This is a genomic window from Rasiella rasia (genome assembly GCF_011044175.1).
Lineage (GTDB): Bacteria > Bacteroidota > Bacteroidia > Flavobacteriales > Flavobacteriaceae > Marinirhabdus > Marinirhabdus rasia.
Genome location: NZ_CP049057.1, coordinates 911,412 through 938,378, shown reverse-complemented (window position 1 = coordinate 938,378; position 26,967 = coordinate 911,412). Strand labels below are relative to the sequence as shown.

The window sequence follows — 26,967 nt, the reverse complement described above, 5'->3', positions numbered from 1 at the left end:
TTTTTTGTGGGCAAAAGTAAAAACCAATAGTCTCTTGGTTTTCTATTTTTTTAGATATATCTATGCATCTTTGTTGAGTGTAGTTAGCTACTTCTTATTATTAATTACTCAACATTTCTAGTTTCTGTTCTATGCAAAAAAGACTCTTATTTCTACTTATTGGTGTATGTTTAATTACGTATAGTTACGGACAAGACAGGTCCAATTATAAACTCCTGTGGGAGATTACTAAAGAAGGCAAATCTTCAAAATCGTACGTATTTGGTACCATGCACTTGCAAGATGAGCGAGTGTTTAAATTTTCAGATTCGGTCATACCTGCAATTAAAGCGACAGATGTTTTTGCATTAGAACTGGATCCAACACTTGTAGGTGGGGAACTTTCCGAACGTTTTGAGAAGTTACAGGGTGGAGAAAATATGTATCGAAAAATCTTATCGGAAGAAGAATATGAGCTTCTAGCTAATAAGTTTATGGAAGTGAATGGCTCTTCTATAGAAGATTATCCAATGTCGCATCCATTAATGATTGAGGCTGCCATTTCACCATCATTTAAAAATGAAACTGATAAGCGCACGTTCTTAGATGTTCATCTCTTTGGGGTTGCAAGTCATTTTAATAAAGAAATCACAGGACTGGAAGCCCTAGAGGATCAATTCCCTGAAGTTGAGACACTCCCCGAATCTGAAATCAGAGAAAATATACTTCAGCTTATCGATTTAGATGAAGCTGAAGCAAAACAACAGCAAGAACGATTAATTGAGTTGTATTTTAATGGAAGTTTAGAAGAAATCTATTATCTGGTAAACGGATTAGGCTCTATTGATGCGGTCATGAAAAGCCGAAATGAGACCATCGTACAGAGTATGGATTCTATAATGAAGGATAAAACTCTATTCGCAGGCGTAGGTGCAGCACATCTGCCTGGCAATGATGGGGTGCTAGACTTGCTAAAGAAAAAGGGCTATAATGTTAGAGCTGTTACCGCTACATTTAAAAACCCCGAATTTGAATACGAGCTAACGCCAACTATTGAAACATGGAAAGAAAACAGGTATAAGAAAGCTGGTTACAGCGTTAGAACACCTGGCGATGCACTTGCTATTCCTATGATGGGCGACGTTGAGAGTTTTACGGTTGCAGACCTTTATTCGGGCGGTACTTTTAACTATTTCCATTTAGATTATCGCAATTCAGAATACGACGGATCTAAGGAAATGATCAATAAGATTATTGAGAATCAACTAGCCGATGAAGGTAGTGAGTTACTTAGCAGAAGAGAAATTCAGCAAGATGGTAAAACAGGAACAGAAGCCATTATGAAAGTTGGAGGTGAAACAATGAGGGCTCAATACTTTGAAATTGATAAGATACTTTATGTTTTTTTAATTGAAAACAAACTAAATGAGTTAACAACCCAATACGCTAATGCTTTTTTTGATTCAATTCTTTTTTTCGAACCAGAAGCACCAAGTCCGATTTGGGAATTAAAAAATGATGCGCTAGGAGCGTACTCTATAAAAGTAAAAGGCGCGGTTAAAAGTTTGTCTAGGGAAGTTCCTGCACCCGAAAACCCAGAAATTTTTTACAAACTTACTATTTATACTACTGTAGATGTAGAGAATGAAACCTTCAATATTGTACGCTACAATGATCAACCGGACGGTTATTATATTAATGACTCATCAATTTTTGATGAACAAGTTGAAACACTGTTAAATTCTAGAGGAAAGGTTATTAGCGGTCCTACAGCAATAGAGCGAGATGGTGTGAATGGCGCATCGTATGAAGTGATTTTTGGAGATAATTTTCATGCTCGGGCAGAAGCCTATTTTAGAGGAAATCGCTTTCATTTTATATTATCGCAAAAAACTAACGAAGAAGAAAAAGTGTTAGAAGATGATACATTTTTAAAATCCTTCAAGTTTGAACCATACCAGGCACTTAAACTTGATACGGTGATTTCAGTTAATAATCGATACGAGGTAAAGTTACCTCAACATGTTACAGAGACCGAAAGTATAGCGTACGGAGCAATAGATGCCTATACAGACAATAAGGGGTTTGTAGCTCTAGACGAAGCAGCTGGGGGTTCTTATTTCTTTCAATGGATTGAGACAAAACCTTACCTGCATGCAGAATCCTTAGATACGTTTTATGATGACTACGCCCAACAGTTACTGGAATACAATGACACAATCATTAGCTCAAAGTCAAGTTTATTGGGCGGACTCCCGTCTCGTCAAGTTATAATGCACAATAAGGATACCCACGTTAGGCAAAAAATGGAATTTTTGCTTGATGGAAAAAACCTGATATTAATGTTGGCCTATGTAGGTGATGCTGAAATGGATCGAGTAGACCAATATTTTCAGAATTTCAAAATCACAGGTGGAGCATTAAAATTTGATCTGGAAGCATCTAAAATGAGCTTGATTTCTAAGAATTTAAAATCTAAAGATTCTATTGTATTTGAGGAAGCGAAAGGAGCATTCGACTATTATATTTTTGATGAAAAGGAGGAGAAAGAATTGGCCGCACTACTAGATTACCAGTTTATTGATAGTGATGACGATTACAGTGTAAAGAATTTAATAATTGATGAGCTTGCCACAATTAACAGTAAAAAAACGCTTAAAACGCTGGTTCGGTTTTACAATGCAGCCTACAGTACAAATGCTGCTAAAATAAAGGTGCTGGAAGTACTTCCTAGTCTAGGAACCACTGAAGCCTATGAGCAATATTTTTCATTGCTTAAGACGAAAGCTCCAATACGACTAGAAGATGCAAATTATTCGGTTTTTCAAAACGTAATGAAGAAACCAGAGCTGGCGCTAAAAAAAAGTGAAGTGCTGCTATCTTTATTAGAAAAGGAGCAGTTTAGAGATAAAATTGTAAGTAGGTATGCACAACAAATTAGTTACGATTCTATAAATGCCCCAACACTTAAAAAGTATACAGATGAGATACTGTCTTATTTTGAAACCGATGCTAAAAAGTATGTAGATACGTTACAACGAAAAAAATTTCAGTACCTAACTTATGGTCTCATTTCAAATTATCTCACCTTGGTAAACAATACAGATACCTTAAATGCAAGCACAAAACGTGCGTTACTAACAATTGGGGAGAGCACCGAAGAAAAATCGTGGATTAGTGTAAGAGCGTTAATTGTGGCATTGAAACGAAAAGTAAAAATTTCATCAACTGTTCTTAACGATAAGCTCGAAAATTTTTATTCACGTTATGAGCTAATGGAAGCGCTCATTGAGACTAATAATAAGGAACAAATAACTGCAAAATATTTAGATGTTGTTGAATTTGGAAAGCTGTCACTATATAATTATGCTGGCGAAGATTCTGGTTATTATCCAGATAGAATAAATTCACTCGGCGAGTTCACTTACAAAGGCGAAATATATCATGTCTATACAGCCACCTATCTAAGTGATAATATAGATTATTTAGGTGTAGTAAAGAGCGGAACTATCAATTTAGAGTCCTTAGAACCTTTTACATCCTTCATGGATTGGGAAGGATATAATGATGAAAATTGGGAGCAGGCAGCGAGTAAATTAATTAAAAAATAATGCGCTCTTCTATTCTATAAAGCATAGAAGAGCATAATGGTTGCTACCAACTACTAGTTTCCTTTTTTATAATCTGCTAAGAACTTTGCTAGTCCTATGTCGGTTAGTGGGTGCTTTAGTAACCCTTCTATTGAAGAAAGAGGTCCGGTCATTACATCACTACCAATTTTCGCACATTCTAAGACGTGCATAGTATGGCGTACACTTGCTGCTAGTATCTGCGTCTCAAAACCGTAGTTGTCATAAATGAGACGTATTTCAGCAATAAGGTTAAGACCATCTGTAGAGATGTCGTCTAGCCTTCCAATAAAAGGCGAAACATAAGTGGCTCCAGCCTTTGCTGCAAGAAGTGCTTGTCCTGCAGAGAATACTAAGGTACAATTGGTACGAATACCATTGTCTGTAAAATATTTAATAGCTTTTACTCCCTCCTTTATCATTGGTACTTTAACCACAATTTGGTCATGTAATTCTGCCAGTTGTTCTCCTTCTCGAACCATCCCTTCAAAATCGGTCGAAATTACTTCGGCAGACACATCGCCATCTACAATATTACAAATGTCTACGTAATGTTTTAAGATATTATCTGTTCCAGAAATACCCTCTTTAGCCATTAATGAAGGATTGGTAGTTACACCATCTAAAACGCCTAAATCTTGGGCTTCGCGAATTTGGTCTAAGTTGGCAGTATCGATGAAAAATTTCATAGGATTATGAGTTAAGGTTTCAGCAAAAATAAGAAGATATAGATGCGATAAAAACGAATGTCGATAACTTGTGATAAATTAGTGGTGAGTGCTACACTTGGGCAGGCTCAGTAGGATAGATTATGATTTAGAGGTCATAGTGTTTCATGAGCATCTTTTCATACGTCTTGCCTGGTAATACACGCTTTAGTACAATAGAGAATTTCTGTATAAACGCACCTACTTTGTAATGAATTCTAGGATGTTTGGTCTCAATTATGCGTTCTATGGCTTTTGCCATTTCGTCTGGATCATTTCCTGCATCTACATGCGCATTCATTGTTTCTAGCGTAGCACCGTAGGCATTTTTGTAGGGTGAATCTTCTAAGACAGGGGCATGATAACGTCCAGCGGCAATATTTGTTGCAAAATCGCCTGGTGCCACATTGGTCATTTGTATACCAAACTGCTTAGTTTCCATTCGGTAAGCCTCTGTTGTAATTTCCAGCGCTGCTTTAGTTGCACTGTAAATCCCGCGATAGGGAAGCCCCATATAACCTGCGATAGAAGTAATATTTATAATATGACCGCTACGTTGTTTACGCATTTGTGGCAATACAGCCTTTATCACGTTTAAGGGGCCGTAGAAATTTGTTTCAAAGGCGTTCCTAATTTCGTCGGTTGGGGTTTCTTCAATTGGTCCAGTAATTCCTACGCCCGCATTGTTTACAAGCACATCTATGGTAGCAGAATTGGCTAGTATTTGTGCCACAGCAGCAGTAATGGTATCGGGTTGCGTAACATCTAGCGGCACTAAAGTAAAAGGAATAGCATCTTTGTATTTTTCAGGACTCCTACTAGTTCCGTAGACAACATACCCTTTGTTATGAAGGTAACAGCCAATAGCTTTTCCTATTCCTGAAGAAGCTCCTGTAATAAATACAACTTTTGCCATAGGTCTGTTGTGTGGCACAAAGATGCGCACTTGTAATTAGTATTCCAAAATTTATTTAGTAAATGCCCTTTTTTAAGAAGTTTCTGAAGGATTTAGGCAACAAAAATAACGAGACTTTAGGGCATAAAAAATGGCAAGCTACCTACATCACACTGCTACGACCGTCTACCCTTGCTGCGTTCCCGCCCTGGGGGGTTCAACAGGAGCTAGTTGTGTAGGACTTGCCGGTGCAAATATAAGGCACATTTAATGCTTTTACAAGCATTTTTAACATCAATTATTATTGGCTATCTTGCGTTTAAAATATTACATGCTATGAAATTTTATAACGGTATCATCTTCATATTTTTAAGCATCTTTTTGGTGAGTTGCGAAGAAGAAATAAAGAACCCGAATGCTTATTTTTCTGTAGAAATTCAAGACGAACAGAAAACGTATACCCCTGCTGAAACTATTTCGGTTTCGCTTCAGAATAAAAAGAATGTAACGATTTCAACAACAAAATTTAAATTTAACGATACCGAAATTGTAGGGTCATCTATTCCGTTAACTCAGCAAAAGATGGGCAAGCATACTATTACAGGTACGGCTACAGTAGACGGCAAAGATATTTCCGTAGAAAAGACAATTACCATTGTAGCACCAAACAAACCAGAAATTTTCTCGTACAATATACTTGAAACCTATCCGCATGACCAAAATGCCTATACCCAAGGCCTAGAATTTAGTAACGATACACTCTACGAGAGCACCGGCCAGTTTAAAGAGTCTACATTGCGTAAAACAGATGTAACCACTGGGAGCGTTCTTGAAAGTCTCGCCATTGGCGATCGCTATTTTGGAGAAGGACTTACAATTGTTGATGATAAAATATATCAGCTAACTTGGAGAAGTGGTAGCGGATTTATTTACAACAAAAACACCTTTGAAAAAACGGGCACATTTGTGTATGGAGAAAGTAAAGAAGGTTGGGGATTGTGCAACGACGGAAAGGTAATTTATAAGAGCGACGGTACCGAAAAAATTTGGACGCTCGATAAAGAAACGCTGGCAGAAAAGAGCTACATAGAGGTGTACACCAATAAAAGTAAGATAGACACCATTAACGAATTAGAGTGGGTAGACAACCGTATTTATGCCAACGTTTATAAAAAAGACGCCATTGCTATTGTAAATCCGCAAACTGGCGCCGTAGAAGGGGTTGTTAACTTAAAAGGGTTGAAAGCCAACGTAACCCAGCATCCAAAATTAGACGTACTTAACGGCATAGCCTACAAAGGCGAACCAAATATTTTATACGTAACTGGTAAAAACTGGGACAAGCTTTTTAAAATTGAAGTAGTAAAAAAGTAAGGGCTTACTGATTCATACTTCAAAAAATGCTATTCTTCTTTAGCTTTAAGTTTATACTCCATGTTCCCTCAATAAAACGTCCTGTTTACTCATTGGTCTTTTTTATGCTTCGGAAATTTTAGGTGATTTGTATCAGCATTAACCTAAAACACACTCATGAAAAAATCAATCACAGTTAGTATTGCTGAACCCTGTCAGGAAGATTGGGCAGCTATGTCTCCTACCGAGAAAGGTAAATTTTGTGCAGCATGTACAAAAGAAGTGATAGACTTTACAGGGGCTACAGATGAAGCTATCGTTACACATGTTTTAAAAAATAACAATGTCTGCGGAAAATTTATACCGTCTCAATTAAATCGTAAATTAACCTTAGAGCGAAAAACTACACATCGTTTTGCGCCTTTAGCGGCTTCTTTTTTAATACCATTTACACTATTCGCCACTACAAATAAAAATCCTGTCGCGCAACCCCAACAAAAGGAATTTACTTCGTTAGGAATTGGTAGCATGCAGTCTAATGCTCAAATCACTACTAAAACACCGACGGTTTCAGATTCAACAAAAACAGTGACTATTATAGGAACCGTTACAGATATCAACAAATTGCCCTTGGTTGGAGTTAATGTTTTAATTAAAGGTACGGCTAAAGGAACCCAGACAGATTTTGAAGGTAACTACACCATCGAAGTAGCGCCTAAACAAACACTAGTGTTTTCTAACGTAGGTTATATATCGAAAGAAATTTTAATTTCAAATGTATCAAACAGTATTAACCTTCAGCTTCAAGAAGATTTAAGTATGATGGGCGAGATGGTGATCATGGGGGGTATTGGTGTACGAGGGTCAAAATTTGAAGAAGGCCCTACCACGAAGCCATTTGGTGATGAAATTGGAGCAAATTTAACAGAATCTAAAACTGAAGAAACCAATTCAGAAAAAGCCATGCGTAACCATAAAGAATTTATGAAAATAAAACGTGCAAAGGCAAAAGCAAAGCGGTCTAAAAATAATGATGGAAACAGATAAGCATGCTAATGTGGTAGTTCTAAGTTAACTGGTTGCGTAGCGCCCTGTTTTTTATAGCTAACGTTCCTTTTTACCCTCAATATGCAAACTTTGAGTCCCAAACAATATTCCCCTTATAAAAAAGTTATATTTTTACTGAAAATTTAGCTTAATGAAGTATTTGTACGCCATTGCCTTATTGGCCTGTGTGATAACATGGAGTTCTTGTAGAAACGATTTTGAAACTGTAGCCAGTACTGGTAACTTAGAGTTTTCTCAAGACACTGTGTTTCTAGACACCGTTTTTAGCAATATTGGGTCAAGCACCTACAACCTCAAGGTTTACAACAGAACCGACGATGATATTAGTATACCTACCGTAGCTTTAGCGCAGGGAGAGGCCTCTAATTATCGCTTAAACGTAGACGGAGTGCCAGGAAAGAGCTTTACAGACGTTCAAGTACTCGCACAAGACAGTATTTTTATCTTTATTGAAACTACCTTAGATATCGCTGCAGCATCTAATAACGACACACAATTTTTATACACAGATCAATTAGTTTTTGATGGGCAAGGTAGTAGGCAAGAAGTTGAATTAGTAACATTAATTCAAGATGCTGTATTTCTCTTTCCAGACGATTTAGGTAATGGTATGTTTGAAACACTCACCATTGGTGAAGGTGAAGGAGCTTTCGATATTGAAGGCTTTTTTCTAGATGATACCGAACTCAACTTTACAAACGAAAAACCCTATGTAATTTATGGATTTGCCGCCGTTCCAGAAGACAAAACCTTAACGGTAGATGCAGGGGCGCGGATTCATTTTCACGAAAACAGCGGAATTTTAGTTGCTAGCGGTGCCTCTATAAAAGTAAACGGTGAAGCAAGTACAGACCCAATAGCACTAGAAAACGAAGTGATTTTTGAAGGAGATAGACTAGAGCCTTCCTTTAGCGATGTACCCGGACAGTGGGGCTTTATTTGGCTTACAGATGGTAGTGTAGATCACGAATTTAATTATACAACCATTAAAAACGGAATTGCCGGTATTAGAATGGATAATAATACAGGACCTAGAACGCTCGACCTTCGTAATGTTCAGATTTACAACAGTGCTGTTTCTGGGCTTATTGCATTTACAGGCGATGTGTATGGAGAAAATGTAGTTATAAATAATAGTGGTCAGGCATCGTTAGCATGCTCTTTTGGTGGTCGCTACGAATTTAACCACTGTACGTTTGCCAATTATTGGACCAACAGCTTCAGAAATTTCTCTAGTGTACAATTAGATAATATTTTTATTGTTAGTCCAGATGAAATCTTAGTTGCAGACACCTTTGAAGCAAATTTCAATAATTGTATTATCTACGGAAATGAATTAAGAGAGCTGGCTATTATTAATGAGCCGGGCGGAACATTTACGTTTAATGTTCGTAATAGTTTAATTCGCTTTGAAGACCCCAACAATGAGTTTACCGAAATTCCTGAATACCAGTTTGGCAATCCCTCATTGTATACTGAAATCGTAAGAAATGAAGACCCGTTGTTTCAAGATACCGAGAATAACAATTTCAATATTGAACTAGGTACTTCAGGAGCACAAGGTATTGGTGCGCCAGGCGTAGGGCCAGATTTAGATTTAAATGGTACTCCGCGAAACACAGCCGCGGCTCCAGATGCAGGTGCATATCAAGCTACAGAATTTCCAGATCCAGACGGAGATTAATCACATCCTAAATCTATTCTCGACTGCGGATCGTTATTAGGAATACAGTTTCCAGATAGCACAGCAGCGGGTGCGTAACGTGCTATGGTAGCATCGTATAAACCATTCTCTAAGAAATCAACTAAAAGGTCTATTTCTTCGGTCGTAAGGTTTGTGGTTCCAAATTGTGGTGCTAATTGAGTATCAGGTATTTCTGCATTCTGCTTTATTCCAGCGTTTTTATAAGCTACAACCTCTCTAACGCTTGTTACAGAACCGCCATGCCCATAAAATTTGTTCATTTTTAAATTGTAGAGGGTTGGTACTTTAAATTTAAAATTGTCTTGCTCACGCCCTGTAAATTCACCTCTTCCCAATTGGGTTTCAATATTAAATGAACGCAAGGACGGGTCGAATATGATGGTTTCTTCTGGATTAAAATCAAACAATCCCCAAGCGTAAAAACCTTCAGATTTTAATGCAGGTCCTGTATGGCATTGGTAGCATTGGGCTTTGTCAAAAAACAAGAGTGCTCCTTTCTTTTGATCGGCAGTTAGTGCTTCGGTATCGCCTCGTAACCAATCCTGCCACGGAGCTTGGTTGGCTAAAACCGTTCTATTAAAAGCTGCAATCGCCAAGGCACCGTTGAGCAGTGAATAGCGTTCTTCTACAGGAACAGATGGAAAAGCGCTATCGAAGTAAGTTTTATACCCAAATTCTTCGGCAAATTCTTCATCAATCTTTAAACGATGCATGACCTGCCCAGCCATTCCTTGCGTTTCTACTCCTTGGTACCCTAATAAGTTCTCTGGTACTGCAGCAGCGTTTTGTTGAACGTAGGGTGCGTTAATTCCTGTGCCTCCTAGTGCGCCATTCCACAATGCTACGGTTTGGTACGCAACATTAATTAGGGTAGGGGGTTTTATAGGTTGTACATCTATGCTGTCTCTAGGCATAGAATTTTCATCCATAGCTACTCTGCCTTCTCCTTTAAAACCAAAACCTATACCGCCTTCACCTATACCTTGGCGTATACCTGCCGAAAACCCAGAAGCTGCTGGATGACAGCTAGCACAGGCGTAGGTGTATTTGTTGTTCGCTATTTTTGGATTACCTCCAGTAGCTGTTTCGTGTACCAAAAGCCGGCCTAAACGAACTTTTTCTGCCGTAATTGGATTTAAGGGATCTTGTGGAATGCTTGAATAATCACCAGAATCAGGTAACATAAAGAAGGTATTGCCTTCCCCCTCAGACCGTTCTTTTAGGAGTAACGCAAGCTCGTTATCTAGTTGCGTTGGTGCAGGCGTGTATTCATCTTGTTGGCATGAGACTAAAAAGCCGCAGCAAAAAATAAAAATATAGTAATACGATTTCATACAGGTTCAGTTGTTAGTTGCCTAAATGTAGAAAATTTTGACAACATGGAGAAAAACTCATTTTCAAATCTCATAAGTTTATAAAATAAGAAGGGACTTCTGTAAATTTTCCTATTTTACATGTCTGTTCCATTTATTGAAAATCTATCCATGAAAAAATTATTATTCTTCCTATTCGTTTTTGTGTCGATTTTAGGCAATGCTCAAGAGTATCGATATACCAATACGCTATTTCCTTCTGCAGAGAAAGTAGCCGATATCGTCTACGGAAATGCTCCTGCTATTAATTTCCCATACCACGATGAGAGCAATACGACCAATGCCGACTTAGTAATGGATTTATACCTACCCGAAGGAGATGATTTTGAATTACGTCCTGCTGTAATTTTTGCACATTCGGGCGGTTTCCTCAATGGCAACAGGAATCATGAAGACATGGTCGCTTTTTGCGATTCGCTTGCGCGGAAAGGTTATGTGACTGCCACTATAGACTATAGAAAGAGTTTTTATGTATTGTCTAATGTGCCCATGCATGGTACTAGAGCCGTGTATCGCGCCATTCAAGACGGTCGTGCTGCGGTTCGTTATTTACGTGCTAACGCCGCAACCTACGGTATAGACCCAACAAAAGTGTATATGGGCGGAAGCAGTGCAGGTGCTTTTATTGTCTTGCATGACGCTTATATGAACGACCCCGACGAAAAACCAAGCGAAACAGAAGCTGTGTCGTATAATAATGCCATCTTTCCGTTTTTTCATACTGGCCCCGATATGGGACCCGTAGACGTAGGCCTAAATTTAGGAGAGAATGGGCAGCCCGACGGTATTTTAGCCCTTTGGGGCGCCGTACAAACTCCAGATTTAATTAAAGCCAACGATACAACTCCAATTTTTATGGCGCATGGAACCGAAGATGCAACTGTTGCTTTTGAAGTAGGCCCTCCTTTTGGGTTTCCTCCATTTCCGGATGTATACGGAAGCAACCCAATCAATGACAAGTTAGAGACCTTAAATTTTACCAATAAAGAAACTTATTTTGTAACTGGAGAAGGGCATGAATTTCACGGTACCGATAACGGGAATTGGCCTGGAACGCCTAATGCATTTTGGGACGAGATTGTAAATAAATCGGTTAATTTTCTTTGGCTACAGCATAAACCTATAGCAGATTTTATAAGTGATACACCTGGAAGTTTAGACGTAACTTTTACAGACACCAGCGATGGAGCACTAGCTTGGTGGTGGGATTTTGGAGATGGTTCAACCTCTACACTACAAAACCCTGTGCATACCTACGCTGCAGATGGCACATATAATGTAAAACTCTATATTGAAAATGATATTAAAAGTTGGGATGAAATATCATACGAGGTGACCGTAGAGCAAGTTTTAGGTGTTTCTAATCTTGCTGAAATTTCCTTTCAAGTGTATCCTAATCCAACACAAGGAACCTTGTTTGTAAAATCTAATGCCACTATCAACAGCATAGCGCTGTATAACACCCTAGGACAATTGGTGTTTGAATCTAAATCGAGTGCATCTATAGATATTTCCGCAGTAAGCGAAGGAATCTACTACCTGCAAGCCACTGGCGATTTTGGTACACAACAGAAAAAAATTATAAAAAAATAATTACGCCGTATGTAGGCATAAAAAAAGGCGTTCCTCTACAGAACGCCTTTTGTGTTTTATTTGAAGTATTACAACTTATCTGCTGTAATTCGCTCTTCTTGGTTTGCGATTTCCCAAGCGGTATGAAAAATAAGCTGCGTTCTTTTTGCCATTAACTCATATTCAATTTTGTCTGGTGTATCGGTTGCTTGGTGGTAATCTTCGTGTACTCCATTAAAATAGAAAATAATAGGTACGTTGTTTTTTGCAAAGTTGTAATGATCACTTCGGTAGTAAAAACGATTAGGATCATTTTCATCATTAAATGTATAGTCTAGTTCTAAATCGCTGTACTTAGCAGCAACTTTTTCAGATAAATCGTGCAACCCTTGACTTAATTTGTCGCTACCAATAAGGTAAATGTAGTTTGGGTTATCTTTTTTATTTGGGTCTATACGACCAATCATATCTGTGTTTAAATTGGCAACAGTATTAGCAAGCGGGAAGATTGGATTTTCTGTATAATACTTAGAACCGTACAACCCAATTTCTTCACCGGTTACATGCAAGAACAGGATAGAGCGTTTTGGGCCGTTCCCTTCTTTTACTGCTTTTTGAAAGGCTTCTGCCATTTCAAGCATGGCCACTGTACCACTACCATCGTCATCGGCACCGTTAAAAATTTTGCCATTTTCCATACCTACATGGTCATAATGTGCAGAAAGTACAATGATTTCATCGGGTTTTTCACTTCCTTTAATAAATGCCACGACGTTTTCTGAAGCGGCAGGAGTTTTCATTCTGCTGAAATATTCTGCAGGGATATTTTGGTAATAATTATTGGGCTCTACAGGAGCAGCAATGCCTTGATCTTGGTAAAAATTACGAAGGTATTCGGCGGCTAATTTTTGTCCGTCGCTTCCTGTCATACGACCTTCCATTTTATCGTCAGCGAAGATGTATAAATGTGTTTTTAAGTCTTCTGCGGTGATTGTGTTTGCATAATCTACCGGCGTCATTTTTTTAGTTTCCGCGGTTTTTGTAGAGTTACAAGCCACAGCCAGCAAAGCGAAACTAGAGATGAGTAATAATTTCATTGAAGTTTAAATTTAGTATAGAAGGTAAAGATACATTTTGCAATTAGGTAGGTATTAATTTTCAGAAATAATTAAGAGTTTTTAATAAAAAAATAAAGATGTATTCGTCTCATACGGTATGATGTACCCTAAATAAACCACTTATAAATCGGAATCCTTTGTATCTTTGTAGAAACTCTAATCCCTATGACTGTAGAACAAATTTACACCGGCTGTTTAAGTCAAGGTGCCTATTATATAGAAAGCAATGGTGAAGTGGCTATTATAGATCCGCTTCGAGAAACGAAACCTTATATTGAACGTGCAAAACGCGACAAGGCGACGATAAAATATATTTTTGAAACTCATTTTCATGCCGATTTTGTGAGCGGTCATGTATCTCTAGCAAACGAAACAGGAGCGGCTATTGTTTATGGCCCAAATGCAAACCCTGCTTTTGAAGCTATATTGGCAGCAGATAACCAAGAATTTAAGATTGGCGACGTAACTATTAAAGTACTGCACACTCCAGGACACACTATGGAGAGCACAACGTATTTGTTGAGAGATGAAAATGGAAAAGATTACTGTATTTTTAGTGGAGACACCTTGTTTTTGGGAGATGTAGGACGTCCAGATTTGGCGCAAAAGGGAGCCGACCTAACCCAAGAAGACCTTGCGGGCTATTTATACGATAGTTTACGCACCAAGATTATGCCGTTGGCAGACGATGTAATTGTTTATCCGGCGCATGGTGCTGGTTCTGCCTGCGGAAAGAATATGATGAAAGAAACGGTAGATACCTTAGGGAACCAAAAGCAAATGAACTATGCCTTACGGGCAGATATGACTAAAGATGAATTTATTACTGAAGTTACCGATGGATTATTACCACCTCCAGTGTATTTTCCACTTAACGTAAAGATGAATAAAGAAGGCTACGACGACATATCTGATGTGCTAGATCGCGGTACGAAGCCTTTAGACCCAGATGCTTTTGAAGCATTGGCAAACAGTACAGGAGCCCTTGTTTTAGACGTGCGCCATCAAAAAGATTTTATGGAAGCGCACATTCCACGATCGATTTTTATAGGTATTGATGGCGGATTTGCACCTTGGGTTGGAGCTATGATTGGTGATGTAGAGCAACCCATCTTACTGGTAACTCCCGAAGGTCGTGAAGAGGAAACTGTAACTAGACTATCTAGAGTTGGATTCGATAATACGCTGGGGTATTTAGAAGGTGGTATTGAAGCCTGGAAAACCGCAGCTAAAGAAATAGATAGTATGGAATCTGTCTCTGCTACAACCTTAAAAGATGCAATAGCAAATGACGCAAAGGTGTTTGATGTACGAAAAGACGGGGAGTGGGACAGCGCACATATTCCAACGGCGAAACATGCGTCATTAGAAGTTATCAATGAACATCTGTCTGAATTTCCAAAAGAAGAACCTTTTTACGTGCATTGTGCAGGAGGGTATCGTTCTGTAATTGCGGCATCTATACTGAAGGCACGCGGAATTCATAACGTGATAGATGTGGCAGGTGGATTTAAAGCCATTAAAGAAGCAGACATTGCTGTAACCGCATAGTCTTAGTTGAACTAGAACTAATTGCTATACTACACATAAAAAAACCGTCTTGAAACCTATTCAAGACGGTTTTTGTATAGTTAGCAGGTGTCTAATTTATACTGTCGGCAATATCTTCTAACGTCTTCACGCGCGATAATGTCCCTCTTATTTCACCTAGTTGGTTGGTAAGGATTGTTTCTACTTGAGGTGGAAAGTTATTTTGTTTGATACGTTCTTCGTATTCTTCTAAGCTGGCTTTTTCTCCACGTATACATTCTTCCAATACGGCCTCATCGTTTTCTCCTGTTAGCGCGGTTTTAATATCAATCCATGTACGGTGTAGTTTTCCTGTTACGCTACCACCTTCTTTTGGAGTTTCGTTTAAATTTCTAATCTCTTGATCTAATTCGTTCACGAAGCGTCCGTGTTGCGCTGCCTGATGTTTAAGAAAGTTTTTAAGGTTTGCATTCTTAGCATCTTGCATAGCTTTTGCGAATCCTTTTTCGGCGTCTACGTTTTTCTCTAATAGCTCTTGAAGATTGTTCACCAAGTTATTATGGATATCTATATCTGCCTGTTCTTTTGTAGTTTTCATAGTTCTATTTTTTTATGCTGAAATCTTCCAGCGGGTTATTTTATACTTATAAAAGTACCATGAAGAAAACGGCTAAGGTCTTATGGAAATGCTAATTGACATTCGTTTAACACTTGATGTTAAAGACTATTAATGTTTTAAAATTTCCGAAGAGATACAAGTATATTTAAGGTATAACTTATTAAAACCAACATTATGAACACAGATAAAGATAAAATTCCGAACCAAGAGAAAAACAATACCAGCGTTAAAGATAGCGCCATAGACGAAAAGGCAAATGTTGCAGATGGGCGTGAAATTAACCATCAGGTAAAAGACAAACGTGAGAAGCACCAACCGCGTGACAACGCATAAAACGCAAAAGATGAGTACAGATAAAGAGAAGACAGACAAAAAGAAGAAAGAACGTGAAGAAGTGGCCGAAAGCCTTCATCCAGAAACGCATAAAGGACCGCAGAAACCAGAACATACAAATCAGTATGGCAATAAGGATAAGACCACACGAACACAGAAATAAATTGAAATTTTAAAAACAAGAACGATGAAAAAGCAAGAATTAATAAGTATCCTAGGTAGTTGCATAAATGCGTGCAACCATTGCGCAGATGCTTGTTTAGAAGAAGACGATGTAAAGATGATGGCAGACTGTATACGTACAGACCGTGTTTGTGCAGAAGTATGTAGTAGTCTATCGCAAATACTGCACACCACGTATGATAATGTAGAAGGACTGATTAACTATTGCATAAGTGTATGCGAAGATTGCGCAAGTATCTGTGAAGAACATGAACACCAACAATGTAAAGATTGTGCTCAGGCGTGCAGAAACTGTATAGAAGCCTGTAAGCAATATTTAGCAGCGTAGTTCAACTTAAAACAACATAATAATGAAAAAAAATAAAGTAGCACCAATGCTAGACCCTAAGAAGAAAAACGAACAACGCATTACCAACCAAGATTATCCTGGAGAGCCCAACGCTAAACCAGATACGAGTAAGCGCCCTCAAAAGCAAGACCCAGATAAGGTGCCAGAGTCTAACGACCCAGCAGGTTATAATAACGATGGTAACATAAAAGAAACCCCTTCTGGGCAGCGGGATAAGAAGTAAAAATTGAAATAGTATAGTTTAAAGAACCTCACAGGAAACTGTGGGGTTTTTTTATGAGCTATCTAGAAATATGCGCTACAGGATTTTTCCCTTTTTTTTGGAAATACCCGGTATTGGGTATAGTTCTTCTTATATATTAAGGTACATTTATTTCATAACTAATTGATAGCGGGATGAAAAATTACATTTTACTTTTATTGACACTCTTGTCAATCACGACATTAATGGCTCAAAATGAAATCAAAAAAAAGTATTCAATTATTCCAAATGCGGAAAATGTTGAAACGCTGGTACTTAAAAGTGTAACTTCAATGAAAACCGTTTATTACGTAGATGGAAAAGAGATAAAGGAAGATAATGTTGCATTGCAAAAAATTGAATTACTGAGACTAAGATGTTATGCTATCTACCAAAATAAGGCCCTAGGGGATCCCTCGATTGTCGAACTGAGAAAGAAATTTATTAAAAGAAACGAATTAGTTGACAAATTAAGGAATCCGAATCTTGACAATAACGAAAAGAAGGTATTAAAGGCGCAGAAGGATGCATTAGAAAACGAACTGGAAGAAGTAAAATGTCCTGAATCTTTTGGAAAAATTGATGGCACTATTGAGAGTAAAGATGGTTTTTTGAAACTGAAACCGTTTAAGTTTTCTGAGTCTACCGAGAATACTGAAGGAAAAAACCGTTTAATAAAGTACTTTAATGGAGAGCTAAAAGGTTATGAAAAAGAGAGCATTGGTCTAAAGCTACCGGAAAATGGACAACTGTTTGTGCCTACAACATCATTTCATGTAGGTGCTTTATCATTGCCTTTAAAGTTATATGTGGATTCAGATTCTGATTCGATTTCTGGGGGGACAAATAATGTTCGAACAGATGTTGACTTTGCCTTATTTGTTGGTAAACAATGGGGAGTTCATGGTTTTAATAGCAAAGGTGAATTGAAAACTAAAAAAATGCAATCAGCTAATTTTTTAATTGGTGCATCTAAGCTTACTTTAAACAATAAGAACACAGATGGAGTAATTAAAAAGGATACAGATGTACTTTCTTTAGATCTTGGCTTAGCCTACGGTTTATCGTATAATAGCTTCAATATTTTATTTGGTGCAGGTATTGATTTGCCTTTGTCAAGATTTGGCGATGAATGGATCTTTTATGGAAAACCATGGGTAGGAATAGGAGTAGGGTATTCTATTTTCTCGTTTGAGTAGTCTTAATGCAGACATATTTAATGATTGCAGCACATCACAAAAATTAAGGGTTTTTCCTTAGTGTTAGAGTGAGGTAGGATTTTTATATTTACAGCTATACTAAATTTTATATGACAACTCCCAACCAAAATCCTGAACAAGTAGCTCGCGATAAAATCGATGAAATGCTTCGTCTTGCCAATTGGGTTGTACAGTCTAAAAGCCAAGTAGACTTATCTGCTGGAAAAGGCATTGCAGTACGTGAGTACCAAACCGATGTAGGTCCTGCCGATTATGTTCTGTTCGTAGACCGAAAACCTATCGGAATTATTGAAGCGAAACGAGAGGATGAAGGACATAGACTTACAGTTGTGGAAGAACAATCTTCAAACTATGCCAACGCAAAATTAAAATACTTGAATAACGACCCTTTGCCTTTCGTATACGAAAGCACAGGAACTATCACAAGATTTACAGATTACAGAGACCCAAAACCAAGAGGAAGAAGTGTTTTTAGTTTTCATAAACCAGAAACAATTGCAGAGTGGTTAAAAAAGGGGCAATCGCTACGAGAACGATTATTATCTATTCCAAGTTTAGATGAAACAGGATTACGTCCTGCTCAAATTGTAGCCATAAACAATCTGGAACATTCTTTCAAAAAGAACCGACCAAAGGCCTTAATTCAAATGGCAACCGGTGCTGGAAAAACATTTACAGCAGCCACTTTTGTCTATCGTTTGTTAAAACACGCAGATGCCAAACGTGTGTTGTTTTTGGTGGACACCAAAAACCTTGGCGAACAAGCAGAACAGGAATTTATGACCTTTCAGCCCAATGACGATAACCGAAAATTTACAGAATTGTATAATGTTCAGCGATTATCATCAAGTTATATTGCTTCCGATAGTCAAGTTTGTATTTCAACAATACAACGTTTGTATTCTATTTTAAAAGGAGAAGAATTAGATGAAAGTGCTGAACTCGATAATCCAAACGAAAATTCTTGGTTACAGAACAAAATTTCTAAAAACAAAGCTGTTCCTGTTGAGTACACTCCAAAAGTACCTATTGAACAATTCGATTTTATAGTCATTGACGAAGCGCACCGTTCCATTTATAATTTATGGAAACAAGTATTAGATTATTTTGATGCTTTTCTAATTGGTTTAACCGCAACACCAGATAAAAGAACCTTCGGTTTTTTTAATGAAAATGTAGTTAGCCAATATACCTATGAAGAATCTGTAACAGATGGTGTAAACGTTCCTTATGATGTGTACACAATTGAAACGGAGATTTCTCAAAATGGAGAAACTATAAAAGCAGGTTGGTATGTAGACAGACGAGATAAATTAACACGAAAAAAACGTTGGCAACAAGAAGATGAAGATACCGAGTACAAACGCAACGATTTAGATAAAAAGGTTGTTAACCCTAGTCAAATTAGAAATATTATACGTGAATATAAACGTGCCTTAAAAACGACTATTTACCCTAACCGTGTTGATGAAAACGGCGATTACGAGGTACCAAAAACCCTAGTATTTGCAAAAACAGATAGTCATGCAGACGATATTATAAAAATCATTCGAGAAGAATTTGACGAAGGTAACGACTTTTGTAAAAAAGTAACCTACAAAATTGAGGAAGACCCAAAATCGGTGTTAAACCGTTTTAGAAATTCGTATTATCCACGTATTGCAGTTACTGTGGATATGATTGCTACAGGAACAGACGTAAAACCATTAGAGGTGTTATTGTTTATGCGAGATGTAAAAAGCATCAACTATTTTGAGCAAATGAAAGGTCGTGGTACACGAACCATTAATAGTGATTCTTTACAACTCGTATCTAAAACTGCGAAAACAAAAACGCATTTCGTTATTGTAGATGCTGTTGGAGCAACAAAATCTAAAAAAACAGACAGTAGACCTTTAGAGCGTAAAAAGTCTGTACCAATGAAAGATTTACTGGGAGCTGTTACTATGGGTGTTGCAGACGAAGATTTGTTTTTGTCTTTGGCTAACCGATTAATTCGTTTAGAAAAGCAAATTACAGAAAAAGAAAAAGACAAATTATTGGAGTTTTCTGGTGGTAAAAACCTCAAGCAGATAACCAAAGAATTAATTACAGCTTTCGACCAAGACGAAATTGAAACCAAAGCACAATTAGAGATTGACAAAATCCCTGTGCAAGACCAAACGCCAGCTTTACTAGAAGAAGCCAAAAAGGAAGCTCAAGAACAATTGATTCTCGAAGCTAGTAAAACCTTTAATGGAGAATTAAATGACTACCTGGATAACGTACGTAAACAACACGAACAAATTATTGATAGTGTAAACATAGATTCGGTTACAAAAAGTGAGTGGGAAACCACTTCTGTAGATAAAGCTACTGAAATTGTAAAGGATTTTACTGAATATTTAGAAGCAAACAAGGATGAAATTAAAGCGTTGAGCATTTTTTACAACCAACCTTATAACCGTAGAGACATTACGTTTAAAATGATAAAAGACGTGATGGAAAAATTACAGTTAGAAAAACCATTATTAGCACCTGATTATGTTTGGAACGCCTACGCTACTGTCGAAGAAGTAAAGAGTAAACCACCAAAGGAGCAACTAACTGGTTTGGTTTCATTAATTAGACGTGCTTGTGGTATAGACCAACAACTAATCCCTTATGATAAAACGATTAATGAAAATTTTAGAAAATGGATGTTTGAACAAAATGCAGGACAGCACAATCGTTTTATGCCTGAACAAGTGGAATGGCTACGGATGATAAAAGACCATGTAGTGAGCAGTTACCATATAGAAATAGACGATTTAGATTACACACCTTTTGATGCCAAAGGCGGAAAAGGAAAAATGCACCAATTATTTGGCAACCAAATGAATGAAGTTATTAACGAACTCAATGAAGTATTAGCTGCATAATGAAAGAAGATTGGATAGAATGTGAGGCTAATTTACTAGGCGATTTAATAAGAGGAATTAATTATAAAAAACCTCAATCAGCAGATATTGCAAAGGACAATTTTTTACCGATTTTAAGAGCAAATAACATAAATGAAAACCACCTAAATTTTGATAACTTAAAGTATGTTGAAGAAGAGTTAGTTAAGGAAGAACAGAAAATATTATCTGGCGATATTATTTTTGCAATGTCGAGTGGAAGCAAACATTTAGTTGGCAAATCGGCACAGGCAAAAGATAATTACAATTTAAGTTTTGGAGCTTTTTGTTCAGTTTTTAGACCGAATGAAAACATTAATTCAAAATTTATCCAATGTTATTTTCACTCAAGTACATTCAGAGGAATTATTAGTAAAGCCTCAAAAGGTTCAAACATTAATAACTTAAAAAGAGAACATATTTTAAATGCGGAAATTCCATTACCGCCTTTACCAATTCAAAAAACAATTGTCAAAAAAATAGAAGAACTTTTCAGCAGTTTAGATAGTGGTATTGCAGACCTTAAAAAAGCACAAAACCAATTGGTTATTTATAGGCAAGCGGTTCTTTCTTCTTGTTTTCCAAAAAATAAAAAAATAGAGATTTCGGAATTAGTTGATAACTTAAGTCAAGGTTGGAGTCCAAAATGTATTAATCAAAACTCAACCGACCCAACAGAATGGGCTGTAATTAAAACGTCAGCAATTCAAGCTGGAAAATTTGTAGAAATTGAAAATAAGATTTTACCAGATACTTTAGAACCTAGAGAACAACACGAAATAAAAAAGGGGGATATTTTAATAACTCGTGCTGGACCAAGAGTAAGAGTTGGTATTTGTTGTTTGGTAAAACAAACTAGACCAAAACTTATTAATTGTGATAAAGTTTACCGTATTGGTATAAACCAAGAATTGGTTACACCAGAATATTTCGAATACGCTTTAAATTCCCCTGAAATTTTAAGTGAAATAGAAATAATGAAATCAGGTAGTAGCGATAGTGGATTGAACTTAACTCAGAAAGCCTTCTTAAAATTAGAAATTCCAATTTGTTCAAAAGAAGCTCAACACCAAATTGTCAGCGACATAGAAAGTCGTTTATCGGTTTGTGACACAGTAGAAAAAGATATTGCAGACAGTTTAGAGAAAGCCCAAGCCTTACGCCAAAGCATTCTTAAAAAAGCATTTGAGGGAAAATTGTTAAGCGAAGAAGAAATTGCTGCTTGTAAAGCGCATCCAGAGTATGAGCCAGCTGGGGATTTGTTGGAGAGAATTAAAGCAGAGAAATTAAAGAAATAAAGTATGTTTCAAGATATAACTCAAAACGATGCAGTACTATCAATTAAAGCTTTAATTAGGGAAGACAACTTAAGAAAAACTGACTACGCTGTTTGGTGGAAAGGTAAATTGATTTCGCCTAGTGCAGTAATTTCAAAACATTACGAGATTGTTGCTAATCCCATAAATAGAGATAGTTTTGATACGAATCAAGCACAAAAAGCTTTATTAAATCTTGGTTTCCCGATTGTTGATACAACTAGAGCTGATAATTTTTTTACAGAAAAAGAATTAAAATCTTTTCAAATATTAATTGCTCGTAAAGATTATAATTCCTTAAATCCTGTTGACAGAAACATAGGTGATTTTTTAAGAGATACTGTATGGAGTAAAACACAACTTTGGGCTGAAAAGTTAGAAGAATTAGGTTGGAAAATTGTTAGTAAAAGGCGTGGATGGAATACACGTCATCAAAAATCAGGTTTTCAAACCTATAAACAATATGCTTGGTGTAGTCTCAAGCCATACGATGGAAATAATAGTTTATTATTTTTTACTGTTGGAGTTGATGAAAATGGAGATTTAGATTACAAAATGGATATTCAATGGAGTGATAAAACTATCACCCAATCACAAAAAGATTTATTTTTCAAACTACGAGAACAAGCTAATGCTAGTTTTCACTATGTAAAAAAAGAAGATGTTGAAAAATATTCATGGAAATCTTTAGTAAAAGAAACGGATGCATTTTATTCCAAACATCTAGATACTTATTCTGAAATATATTATTTGCTTTGGCCTGAAAAACGATTAATGCGTATTGTTTGGAATGACAATAATTGGCAAGTTCCAATGGAGAGGTATTGGAATCAAAAATGGCAAGGAAGAAAAAATAAAGCACACCACCAACAATATGGTTTTGGATTTGAAGAGTGGCTTTTTAATAATAGGTATTTAATTGATAGTTACAGATATGGTTACATTAGAGGTGTCGCATCTATGCCTGTAAATGCTTCGTTTATAAATGAGCTTTATTTATACAGTATTCATCCTTCTACAAAGCAAAATTTTCTCATAGGAAAATTATCAAATGTAGAAGTATATCATGATATTGATGATGTTGAGGAAGAAGTAGTAACAGTTTTTGAAAACAGTAGAGATTTGATGTTAAGGGAGTTAGAAGAAGTGGAGGCAGATACTAAATTGATGAAAACACTAGAGTTAAGACCGAATCTGGCCTTTCATGTTGATGACGCAGTAATATACCAAGAACCAATATTATTAGACGAGGATGCTATAAAAATACATCGATTTATACCTAGAGTTATAGATGATGATTTGGAAACTTTGGTCGAAATTGTTGATGCAGAAATTAAAGACCCAAAAATGAAGTTTGAAACTGGAAATGGGACAGGTTCAAATTCTTATGCTCAAAATGTAAGTGGTGGAAAAAGAAACGTTAATCGCACACACGCAGATATTACGAACGATTTGCATGCTTACTTAACACAATCTAAAGAATACAAAGGTTTTGAAATTTCTACTGAAAAGACAAGAATATGTAATAACCTTGTTGATTGTGCAGCTAAACACAAAGACAAGTACATATTATTCGAAGTTAAAACTGCAAATTCCGTTTTGGCTTGTATACGACAGGCTCTAGGACAAATAATTGAATATGCGCTTCTGGATACTTCTTTGGAATTTAAACAACTAATAATTATTGGTCCTGCAACACCAACTGAATTCGATTTGACTTATTTTCAAAACTTAAAAGACAAATTAAAATTGCCTTTGAAATATTGGTCATATTCTTCAGAGGAAAAAACATTAAATAAAAAATTTAAAAATCATTAATGACAGATTCAACAATAATATCAAAAATATGGAACCTTGCTAACGTACTTCGTGATGATGGTGTGGGCTATGGAGATTATTTAGAACAAATTACTTATTTGTTGTTTTTAAAAATGGCAGATGAGCTTAACAAACCGCCCTATAATAAAGGCTTAAAATTTCCGAAGTTAAAAGATGTAGAAGGCAATGAGGTTGCAGATGCCGAAATTGCCAACTGGGAAACCCTATCCAGCAAACGTGGTGCAGAGTTAGAGTCTTTTTACAGTCAATTATTACGCACGCTTTCTACAGAAAAAGGAACATTAGGGCAAATATTTACCAAAAGCCAAAATAAAATACAAGACCCTGCCAAATTGCTTAAAGTCATTAACCTAATCGACAAAGAAGATTGGTCCATGATGGGGGCAGATATTAAAGGTAAAATTTATGAAGGCCTTTTAGAGAAAAACGCAGAAGACACTAAAAGTGGAGCAGGGCAGTACTTTACACCCAGGGCATTAATTAAAACTATGGTGGCTTGTATACAACCCAAACCATTAAAAACAATTGTAGACCCAGCGTGTGGTACTGGTGGTTTCTTTTTAGCGGCTTACGATTGGATTGTAGATAATAATAAGTTAGACCGAGAAGAAAAGGAATTTTTAAAAAACAAAACTTTTTACGGCAACGAAATTGTTGCCAATACACGTAGAATGTGTTTAATGAATATGTATCTGCACAATATTGGAGAAATTGATGGAGAATCGTTTATCAACCCAAATGATGCTTTAATTGCAGATGATGGAGAACGTTACGATTATGTGTTGGCAAATCCACCTTTTGGAAAAAAAAGCAGCATGACCTTTACCAATGAACAAGGTGAAATTGTAAAAGAAGATCTAAGTTATAACCGTCAGGATTTTTGGGAGACGACATCAAACAAACAACTCAACTTTTTACAACATATAAAAACACAGCTTAAAATAAACGGCGAAGCAGCGGTTGTACTTCCAGACAATGTATTGTTTGAAGGTGGTGCAGGAGAAGAAGTGAGAAAGCAGTTAATGAAAACGGCAGAATTACACACTATTTTGAGACTTCCAACGGGTATTTTTTATGCACAAGGCGTAAAAGCAAACGTTTTGTTTTTCAAGAATAGGCCTGCAAGTAAAGAAGCTTGGACAAAAGAAATATGGTTTTATGATTATAGAACCAACGTGCATCACACGCCAAAGAAAAGCCCTATGCGTCAACAGCATCTTGAGGAGTTTGTTAAGTTGTACAATAGTAAAAACATTGATAAAAGAAAAGAAACTTGGAGCGAGGAAAATGAAGAGGGTAGATGGAGAAAATACAATTATGATGAAATTATTGCAAGAGATAAAACAAGCTTAGACATTTTTTGGTTGCGAGATAAAAGTCTTACAGATTTAGACAATCTTCCAGACCCCGATGTGTTAGCTCATGAAATTATAGAAAACATTGAAGCAGGATTGAATAGTTTTAGAGAAATAATAGCAACTTTAGACGATGACGAATAATGAAATATTTAAATCTTAATAAATCTCGCTTTCTTAAACAATGTTCTTTACGAATGCATACCCAATCTCCTCAAAACTCCTCACAACCTTATCGGCTAGACTATAATCTTGTTCGGTAGAGTGTTTGCTGTCGTAGGCAACACAATAAATCCCGGCAGCTTTCGCGGCTTTAACTCCGTTAGTGGCATCTTCTATCACCATACAGTGTTCTCTAGGTTGTCCCGCCATTTCGGCTGCTTTTATAAAAATCTCGGGGTGTGGCTTGCTTGCTTTTAGATCTGCGCCACTAATTTTCCCCACAAAATAATGATTGAGATCAAAGCGGTCAAAAATTCGGTTAATATTAGGCATAGAAGCAGAGGAGGCTAAGACCAAGGTGAGTCCGTTTTGGTGATAGTCTTTTATAAGATCCAGTACGCCATCTAATAATTGCAACGAAGTATCTGTATCAAAGAGTTGCTTAAAATGCTTACGTTTTACCGCCACTAAAGTTTCCGCAGGAACCGTTAACCCAAAATGATGTACCAATTGCTTGCAAATATTAATGGTAGATTGCCCAGTGAAACCTGTATACATAGTTTCGGTTACGTTGATGTTCATATCATTAAACATCATAAAATAGGCTTTACGGTGTAAGGGTTCTGTGTCTACAATTACCCCGTCCATGTCAAATAATACAGCTTTTAGCATAGTTTTTTTACTTAAAGCAACAAAGGTAGCGGTTGTTGGTGTAATTGGGGTATGAAGCCTGTTGAAAAATGTACGAAAGCCGCTTGCTTTTTACGCATACAGTTATTGTAAAGGCTTGATGTAATTTGCATACACCCAACCTGCAGTCCCGTTTTCACGTTGCACCTTTGCCCAATTTAGAGAATCTGTAGCTGGCTGTAGTAACTGAACAGCTTCGCCTTCTTCTGGGAAAAATGTAATTACCTTGGCTTCAAGATTAGGTTCCATTCGCATGCGTACATCACTTCCTGTGATTATGGCATTGCCAAATACCGTTGGTGTTGGTTCGGGTTTTATGCTATCGTTCTCAATTGTTGGAGTAGGTGTTGTTACTGCCGAAGTAGTCCTAGGCCACATAAAATAAGAAAGGGCTATGATTGCTATTAGAATACTCGCGCTGGCAAAAATCAGGGTTATCCGTCCCATTTTTTGTGTTGATTGAACAGTATTTTTGTTGCCTTTCTCTGCTTTTTTACTAAGTTGTTCTAATGCGGCACGCTTTTGTTCTCGGGCTTCACGTGCTGCGGAAAGTTTAGCTTGTTCGGCTTTGTACTCTAATTCAGCAAGTCGCTCAAGCTCTAAGGCGCGTTCTTTCTCTAACCAATCTTTTTCAGCATAATAGGTGGCATCATCTGCTTGGTAATAGCCTGTAAAGACTTCACCGCGATCTGAAGTGAGTTCTATAATCCTTCCTTCGGCATCTTTAAAAAACGGATTGTCCTCTAGGCGTTCGGCAGCTATGATTCGTCTTAAAATATCAGACATAACAATTAAAGTTAGTTCCTATAAAAA

General features: G+C 37.0%; 22 protein-coding genes and 1 other RNA gene. 15 read left to right on the top strand and 8 right to left on the bottom strand.

The window, feature by feature from the left end:
* Positions 1–131 precede the first annotated feature (131 nt).
* The gene (locus tag G5B37_RS04355; protein WP_164678847.1) at positions 132–3,590 is read left to right on the top strand and encodes a TraB/GumN family protein; all 3,459 of its coding nucleotides are present in this window, start codon (positions 132–134) and stop codon (positions 3,588–3,590) included.
* Positions 3,591–3,643: 53 nt separating this feature from the next.
* Here the strand turns inward: G5B37_RS04355 and fsa are convergent, their stop codons facing one another.
* The 3 genes from fsa to ffs form a co-directional block, all read right to left on the bottom strand.
* The gene (gene fsa, locus G5B37_RS04350; RefSeq protein WP_164678846.1) at positions 3,644–4,297 is read right to left on the bottom strand and encodes a fructose-6-phosphate aldolase; all 654 of its coding nucleotides are present in this window, start codon (positions 4,295–4,297) and stop codon (positions 3,644–3,646) included.
* Between the two features lie 127 nt (positions 4,298–4,424).
* On the bottom strand, positions 4,425–5,231 hold the full coding sequence (locus tag G5B37_RS04345) for an SDR family oxidoreductase (RefSeq protein ID WP_164678845.1): 807 nt from the start codon (positions 5,229–5,231) through the stop codon (positions 4,425–4,427).
* 128 nt (positions 5,232–5,359) lie between these two features.
* Positions 5,360–5,458, bottom strand: an RNA gene (gene ffs / locus G5B37_RS04340) — signal recognition particle sRNA small type.
* Between the two features lie 88 nt (positions 5,459–5,546).
* On the opposite strand from ffs, the gene G5B37_RS04335 reads away from it, so the two are divergent.
* From G5B37_RS04335 to G5B37_RS04325, 3 genes are all read left to right on the top strand, one after another.
* Entirely contained in the window at positions 5,547–6,584 is a 1,038-nt protein-coding gene (locus G5B37_RS04335; protein WP_164678844.1) for a glutaminyl-peptide cyclotransferase, read from the top strand.
* A gap of 156 nt (positions 6,585–6,740) precedes the next feature.
* Complete coding sequence (locus G5B37_RS04330; RefSeq protein ID WP_164678843.1) at positions 6,741–7,610, top strand: carboxypeptidase-like regulatory domain-containing protein; 870 nt, start codon at positions 6,741–6,743, stop codon at positions 7,608–7,610.
* A gap of 151 nt (positions 7,611–7,761) precedes the next feature.
* Positions 7,762–9,315, top strand: coding sequence for a hypothetical protein (locus G5B37_RS04325; protein ID WP_164678842.1), 1,554 nt, complete (start codon positions 7,762–7,764; stop codon positions 9,313–9,315).
* On the opposite strand, the gene G5B37_RS04320 is transcribed toward G5B37_RS04325, so the two are convergent.
* Positions 9,312–10,670 carry a cytochrome-c peroxidase gene (locus G5B37_RS04320; RefSeq protein ID WP_164678841.1) on the bottom strand — a complete coding sequence of 453 codons (1,359 nt, stop codon included), beginning with the start codon at positions 10,668–10,670 and terminating at the stop codon, positions 9,312–9,314. The genes G5B37_RS04325 and G5B37_RS04320 overlap by 4 nt on opposite strands.
* A 150-nt stretch (positions 10,671–10,820) precedes the next feature.
* On the opposite strand from G5B37_RS04320, the gene G5B37_RS04315 reads away from it, so the two are divergent.
* Positions 10,821–12,302, top strand: a complete 1,482-nt coding sequence (locus G5B37_RS04315) for a PKD domain-containing protein (RefSeq protein ID WP_164678840.1) — start codon at positions 10,821–10,823, stop codon at positions 12,300–12,302.
* Positions 12,303–12,370: 68 nt separating this feature from the next.
* Here G5B37_RS04315 and G5B37_RS04310 read toward each other — a convergent pair whose 3' ends face one another.
* A complete protein-coding gene (locus G5B37_RS04310) occupies positions 12,371–13,378 on the bottom strand; it encodes a M28 family metallopeptidase (protein ID WP_164678839.1) in 1,008 nt (335 codons plus the stop codon).
* 186 nt (positions 13,379–13,564) lie between these two features.
* Between G5B37_RS04310 and G5B37_RS04305 the strand changes: the two genes are divergently transcribed.
* A complete protein-coding gene (locus G5B37_RS04305; RefSeq protein WP_164678838.1) occupies positions 13,565–14,950 on the top strand; it encodes an MBL fold metallo-hydrolase in 1,386 nt (461 codons plus the stop codon).
* A 91-nt stretch (positions 14,951–15,041) separates the two neighbouring features.
* On the opposite strand, the gene G5B37_RS04300 is transcribed toward G5B37_RS04305, so the two are convergent.
* A complete protein-coding gene (locus tag G5B37_RS04300) occupies positions 15,042–15,527 on the bottom strand; it encodes a ferritin-like domain-containing protein (RefSeq protein WP_164678837.1) in 486 nt (161 codons plus the stop codon).
* A 195-nt stretch (positions 15,528–15,722) separates the two neighbouring features.
* Here G5B37_RS04300 and G5B37_RS04295 point away from each other — a divergent pair, with 195 nt between their 5' ends.
* The 9 genes from G5B37_RS04295 to G5B37_RS04255 all read left to right on the top strand — a co-directional run bounded on the left by G5B37_RS04295 (position 15,723) and on the right by G5B37_RS04255 (position 25,446).
* Positions 15,723–15,881 (top strand): hypothetical protein, encoded by a 159-nt coding sequence (locus G5B37_RS04295; protein WP_164678836.1) that lies wholly within the window; start codon positions 15,723–15,725, stop codon positions 15,879–15,881.
* Positions 15,882–15,891: 10 nt separating this feature from the next.
* Entirely contained in the window at positions 15,892–16,044 is a 153-nt protein-coding gene (locus G5B37_RS04290; RefSeq protein ID WP_164678835.1) for a hypothetical protein, read from the top strand.
* Between the two features lie 24 nt (positions 16,045–16,068).
* The gene (locus G5B37_RS04285) at positions 16,069–16,392 is read left to right on the top strand and encodes a four-helix bundle copper-binding protein (RefSeq protein ID WP_164678834.1); all 324 of its coding nucleotides are present in this window, start codon (positions 16,069–16,071) and stop codon (positions 16,390–16,392) included.
* 22 nt (positions 16,393–16,414) lie between these two features.
* Positions 16,415–16,636 carry a hypothetical protein gene (locus tag G5B37_RS04280; protein WP_164678833.1) on the top strand — a complete coding sequence of 74 codons (222 nt, stop codon included), beginning with the start codon at positions 16,415–16,417 and terminating at the stop codon, positions 16,634–16,636.
* Positions 16,637–16,809: 173 nt separating this feature from the next.
* Positions 16,810–17,853 (top strand): DUF5320 domain-containing protein, encoded by a 1,044-nt coding sequence (locus G5B37_RS04275; RefSeq protein ID WP_164678832.1) that lies wholly within the window; start codon positions 16,810–16,812, stop codon positions 17,851–17,853.
* 110 nt (positions 17,854–17,963) lie between these two features.
* Positions 17,964–20,774 carry a type I restriction endonuclease subunit R gene (locus G5B37_RS04270; protein WP_164678831.1) on the top strand — a complete coding sequence of 937 codons (2,811 nt, stop codon included), beginning with the start codon at positions 17,964–17,966 and terminating at the stop codon, positions 20,772–20,774.
* Positions 20,774–22,090 (top strand): restriction endonuclease subunit S, encoded by a 1,317-nt coding sequence (locus G5B37_RS04265; protein WP_164678830.1) that lies wholly within the window; start codon positions 20,774–20,776, stop codon positions 22,088–22,090. Before G5B37_RS04270 ends, G5B37_RS04265 begins: the two co-directional genes overlap by 1 nt.
* Positions 22,091–22,093: 3 nt before the next feature.
* Entirely contained in the window at positions 22,094–23,926 is a 1,833-nt protein-coding gene (locus tag G5B37_RS04260) for a hypothetical protein (protein WP_164678829.1), read from the top strand.
* Positions 23,926–25,446 (top strand): class I SAM-dependent DNA methyltransferase, encoded by a 1,521-nt coding sequence (locus tag G5B37_RS04255; protein ID WP_164678828.1) that lies wholly within the window; start codon positions 23,926–23,928, stop codon positions 25,444–25,446. Before G5B37_RS04260 ends, G5B37_RS04255 begins: the two co-directional genes overlap by 1 nt.
* 33 nt (positions 25,447–25,479) lie before the next feature.
* Here G5B37_RS04255 and G5B37_RS04250 read toward each other — a convergent pair whose 3' ends face one another.
* Positions 25,480–26,136 carry an HAD family hydrolase gene (locus G5B37_RS04250; protein ID WP_164678827.1) on the bottom strand — a complete coding sequence of 219 codons (657 nt, stop codon included), beginning with the start codon at positions 26,134–26,136 and terminating at the stop codon, positions 25,480–25,482.
* 102 nt (positions 26,137–26,238) lie between these two features.
* Positions 26,239–26,940, bottom strand: coding sequence for an SH3 domain-containing protein (locus G5B37_RS04245; RefSeq protein WP_164678826.1), 702 nt, complete (start codon positions 26,938–26,940; stop codon positions 26,239–26,241).
* Between the last annotated feature and the right edge of the window lie 27 nt (positions 26,941–26,967).

Bases quoted from the DNA above. Each gene is read 5' to 3' on its own strand.
- G5B37_RS04310 (WP_164678839.1), bottom strand. From the start codon at position 13,378: ATGAAATTATTACTCATCTCTAGTTTCGCTTTGCTGGCTGTGGCTTGT.
- G5B37_RS04315 (WP_164678840.1), top strand. From the start codon at position 10,821: ATGAAAAAATTATTATTCTTCCTATTCGTTTTTGTGTCGATTTTAGGC.
- G5B37_RS04335 (WP_164678844.1), top strand. From the start codon at position 5,547: ATGAAATTTTATAACGGTATCATCTTCATATTTTTAAGCATCTTTTTG.
- G5B37_RS04255 (WP_164678828.1), top strand. From the start codon at position 23,926: ATGACAGATTCAACAATAATATCAAAAATATGGAACCTTGCTAACGTA.
- G5B37_RS04355 (WP_164678847.1), top strand. From the start codon at position 132: ATGCAAAAAAGACTCTTATTTCTACTTATTGGTGTATGTTTAATTACG.
- G5B37_RS04295 (WP_164678836.1), top strand. From the start codon at position 15,723: ATGAACACAGATAAAGATAAAATTCCGAACCAAGAGAAAAACAATACC.
- G5B37_RS04290 (WP_164678835.1), top strand. From the start codon at position 15,892: ATGAGTACAGATAAAGAGAAGACAGACAAAAAGAAGAAAGAACGTGAA.
- G5B37_RS04280 (WP_164678833.1), top strand. From the start codon at position 16,415: ATGAAAAAAAATAAAGTAGCACCAATGCTAGACCCTAAGAAGAAAAAC.
- G5B37_RS04345 (WP_164678845.1), bottom strand. From the start codon at position 5,231: ATGGCAAAAGTTGTATTTATTACAGGAGCTTCTTCAGGAATAGGAAAA.
- G5B37_RS04285 (WP_164678834.1), top strand. From the start codon at position 16,069: ATGAAAAAGCAAGAATTAATAAGTATCCTAGGTAGTTGCATAAATGCG.
- G5B37_RS04300 (WP_164678837.1), bottom strand. From the start codon at position 15,527: ATGAAAACTACAAAAGAACAGGCAGATATAGATATCCATAATAACTTG.
- G5B37_RS04270 (WP_164678831.1), top strand. From the start codon at position 17,964: ATGACAACTCCCAACCAAAATCCTGAACAAGTAGCTCGCGATAAAATC.
- G5B37_RS04265 (WP_164678830.1), top strand. From the start codon at position 20,774: ATGAAAGAAGATTGGATAGAATGTGAGGCTAATTTACTAGGCGATTTA.
- G5B37_RS04320 (WP_164678841.1), bottom strand. From the start codon at position 10,670: ATGAAATCGTATTACTATATTTTTATTTTTTGCTGCGGCTTTTTAGTC.
- G5B37_RS04245 (WP_164678826.1), bottom strand. From the start codon at position 26,940: ATGTCTGATATTTTAAGACGAATCATAGCTGCCGAACGCCTAGAGGAC.
- fsa (WP_164678846.1), bottom strand. From the start codon at position 4,297: ATGAAATTTTTCATCGATACTGCCAACTTAGACCAAATTCGCGAAGCC.
- G5B37_RS04275 (WP_164678832.1), top strand. From the start codon at position 16,810: ATGAAAAATTACATTTTACTTTTATTGACACTCTTGTCAATCACGACA.
- G5B37_RS04305 (WP_164678838.1), top strand. From the start codon at position 13,565: ATGACTGTAGAACAAATTTACACCGGCTGTTTAAGTCAAGGTGCCTAT.
- G5B37_RS04260 (WP_164678829.1), top strand. From the start codon at position 22,094: ATGTTTCAAGATATAACTCAAAACGATGCAGTACTATCAATTAAAGCT.
- G5B37_RS04330 (WP_164678843.1), top strand. From the start codon at position 6,741: ATGAAAAAATCAATCACAGTTAGTATTGCTGAACCCTGTCAGGAAGAT.
- G5B37_RS04325 (WP_164678842.1), top strand. From the start codon at position 7,762: ATGAAGTATTTGTACGCCATTGCCTTATTGGCCTGTGTGATAACATGG.
- G5B37_RS04250 (WP_164678827.1), bottom strand. From the start codon at position 26,136: ATGCTAAAAGCTGTATTATTTGACATGGACGGGGTAATTGTAGACACA.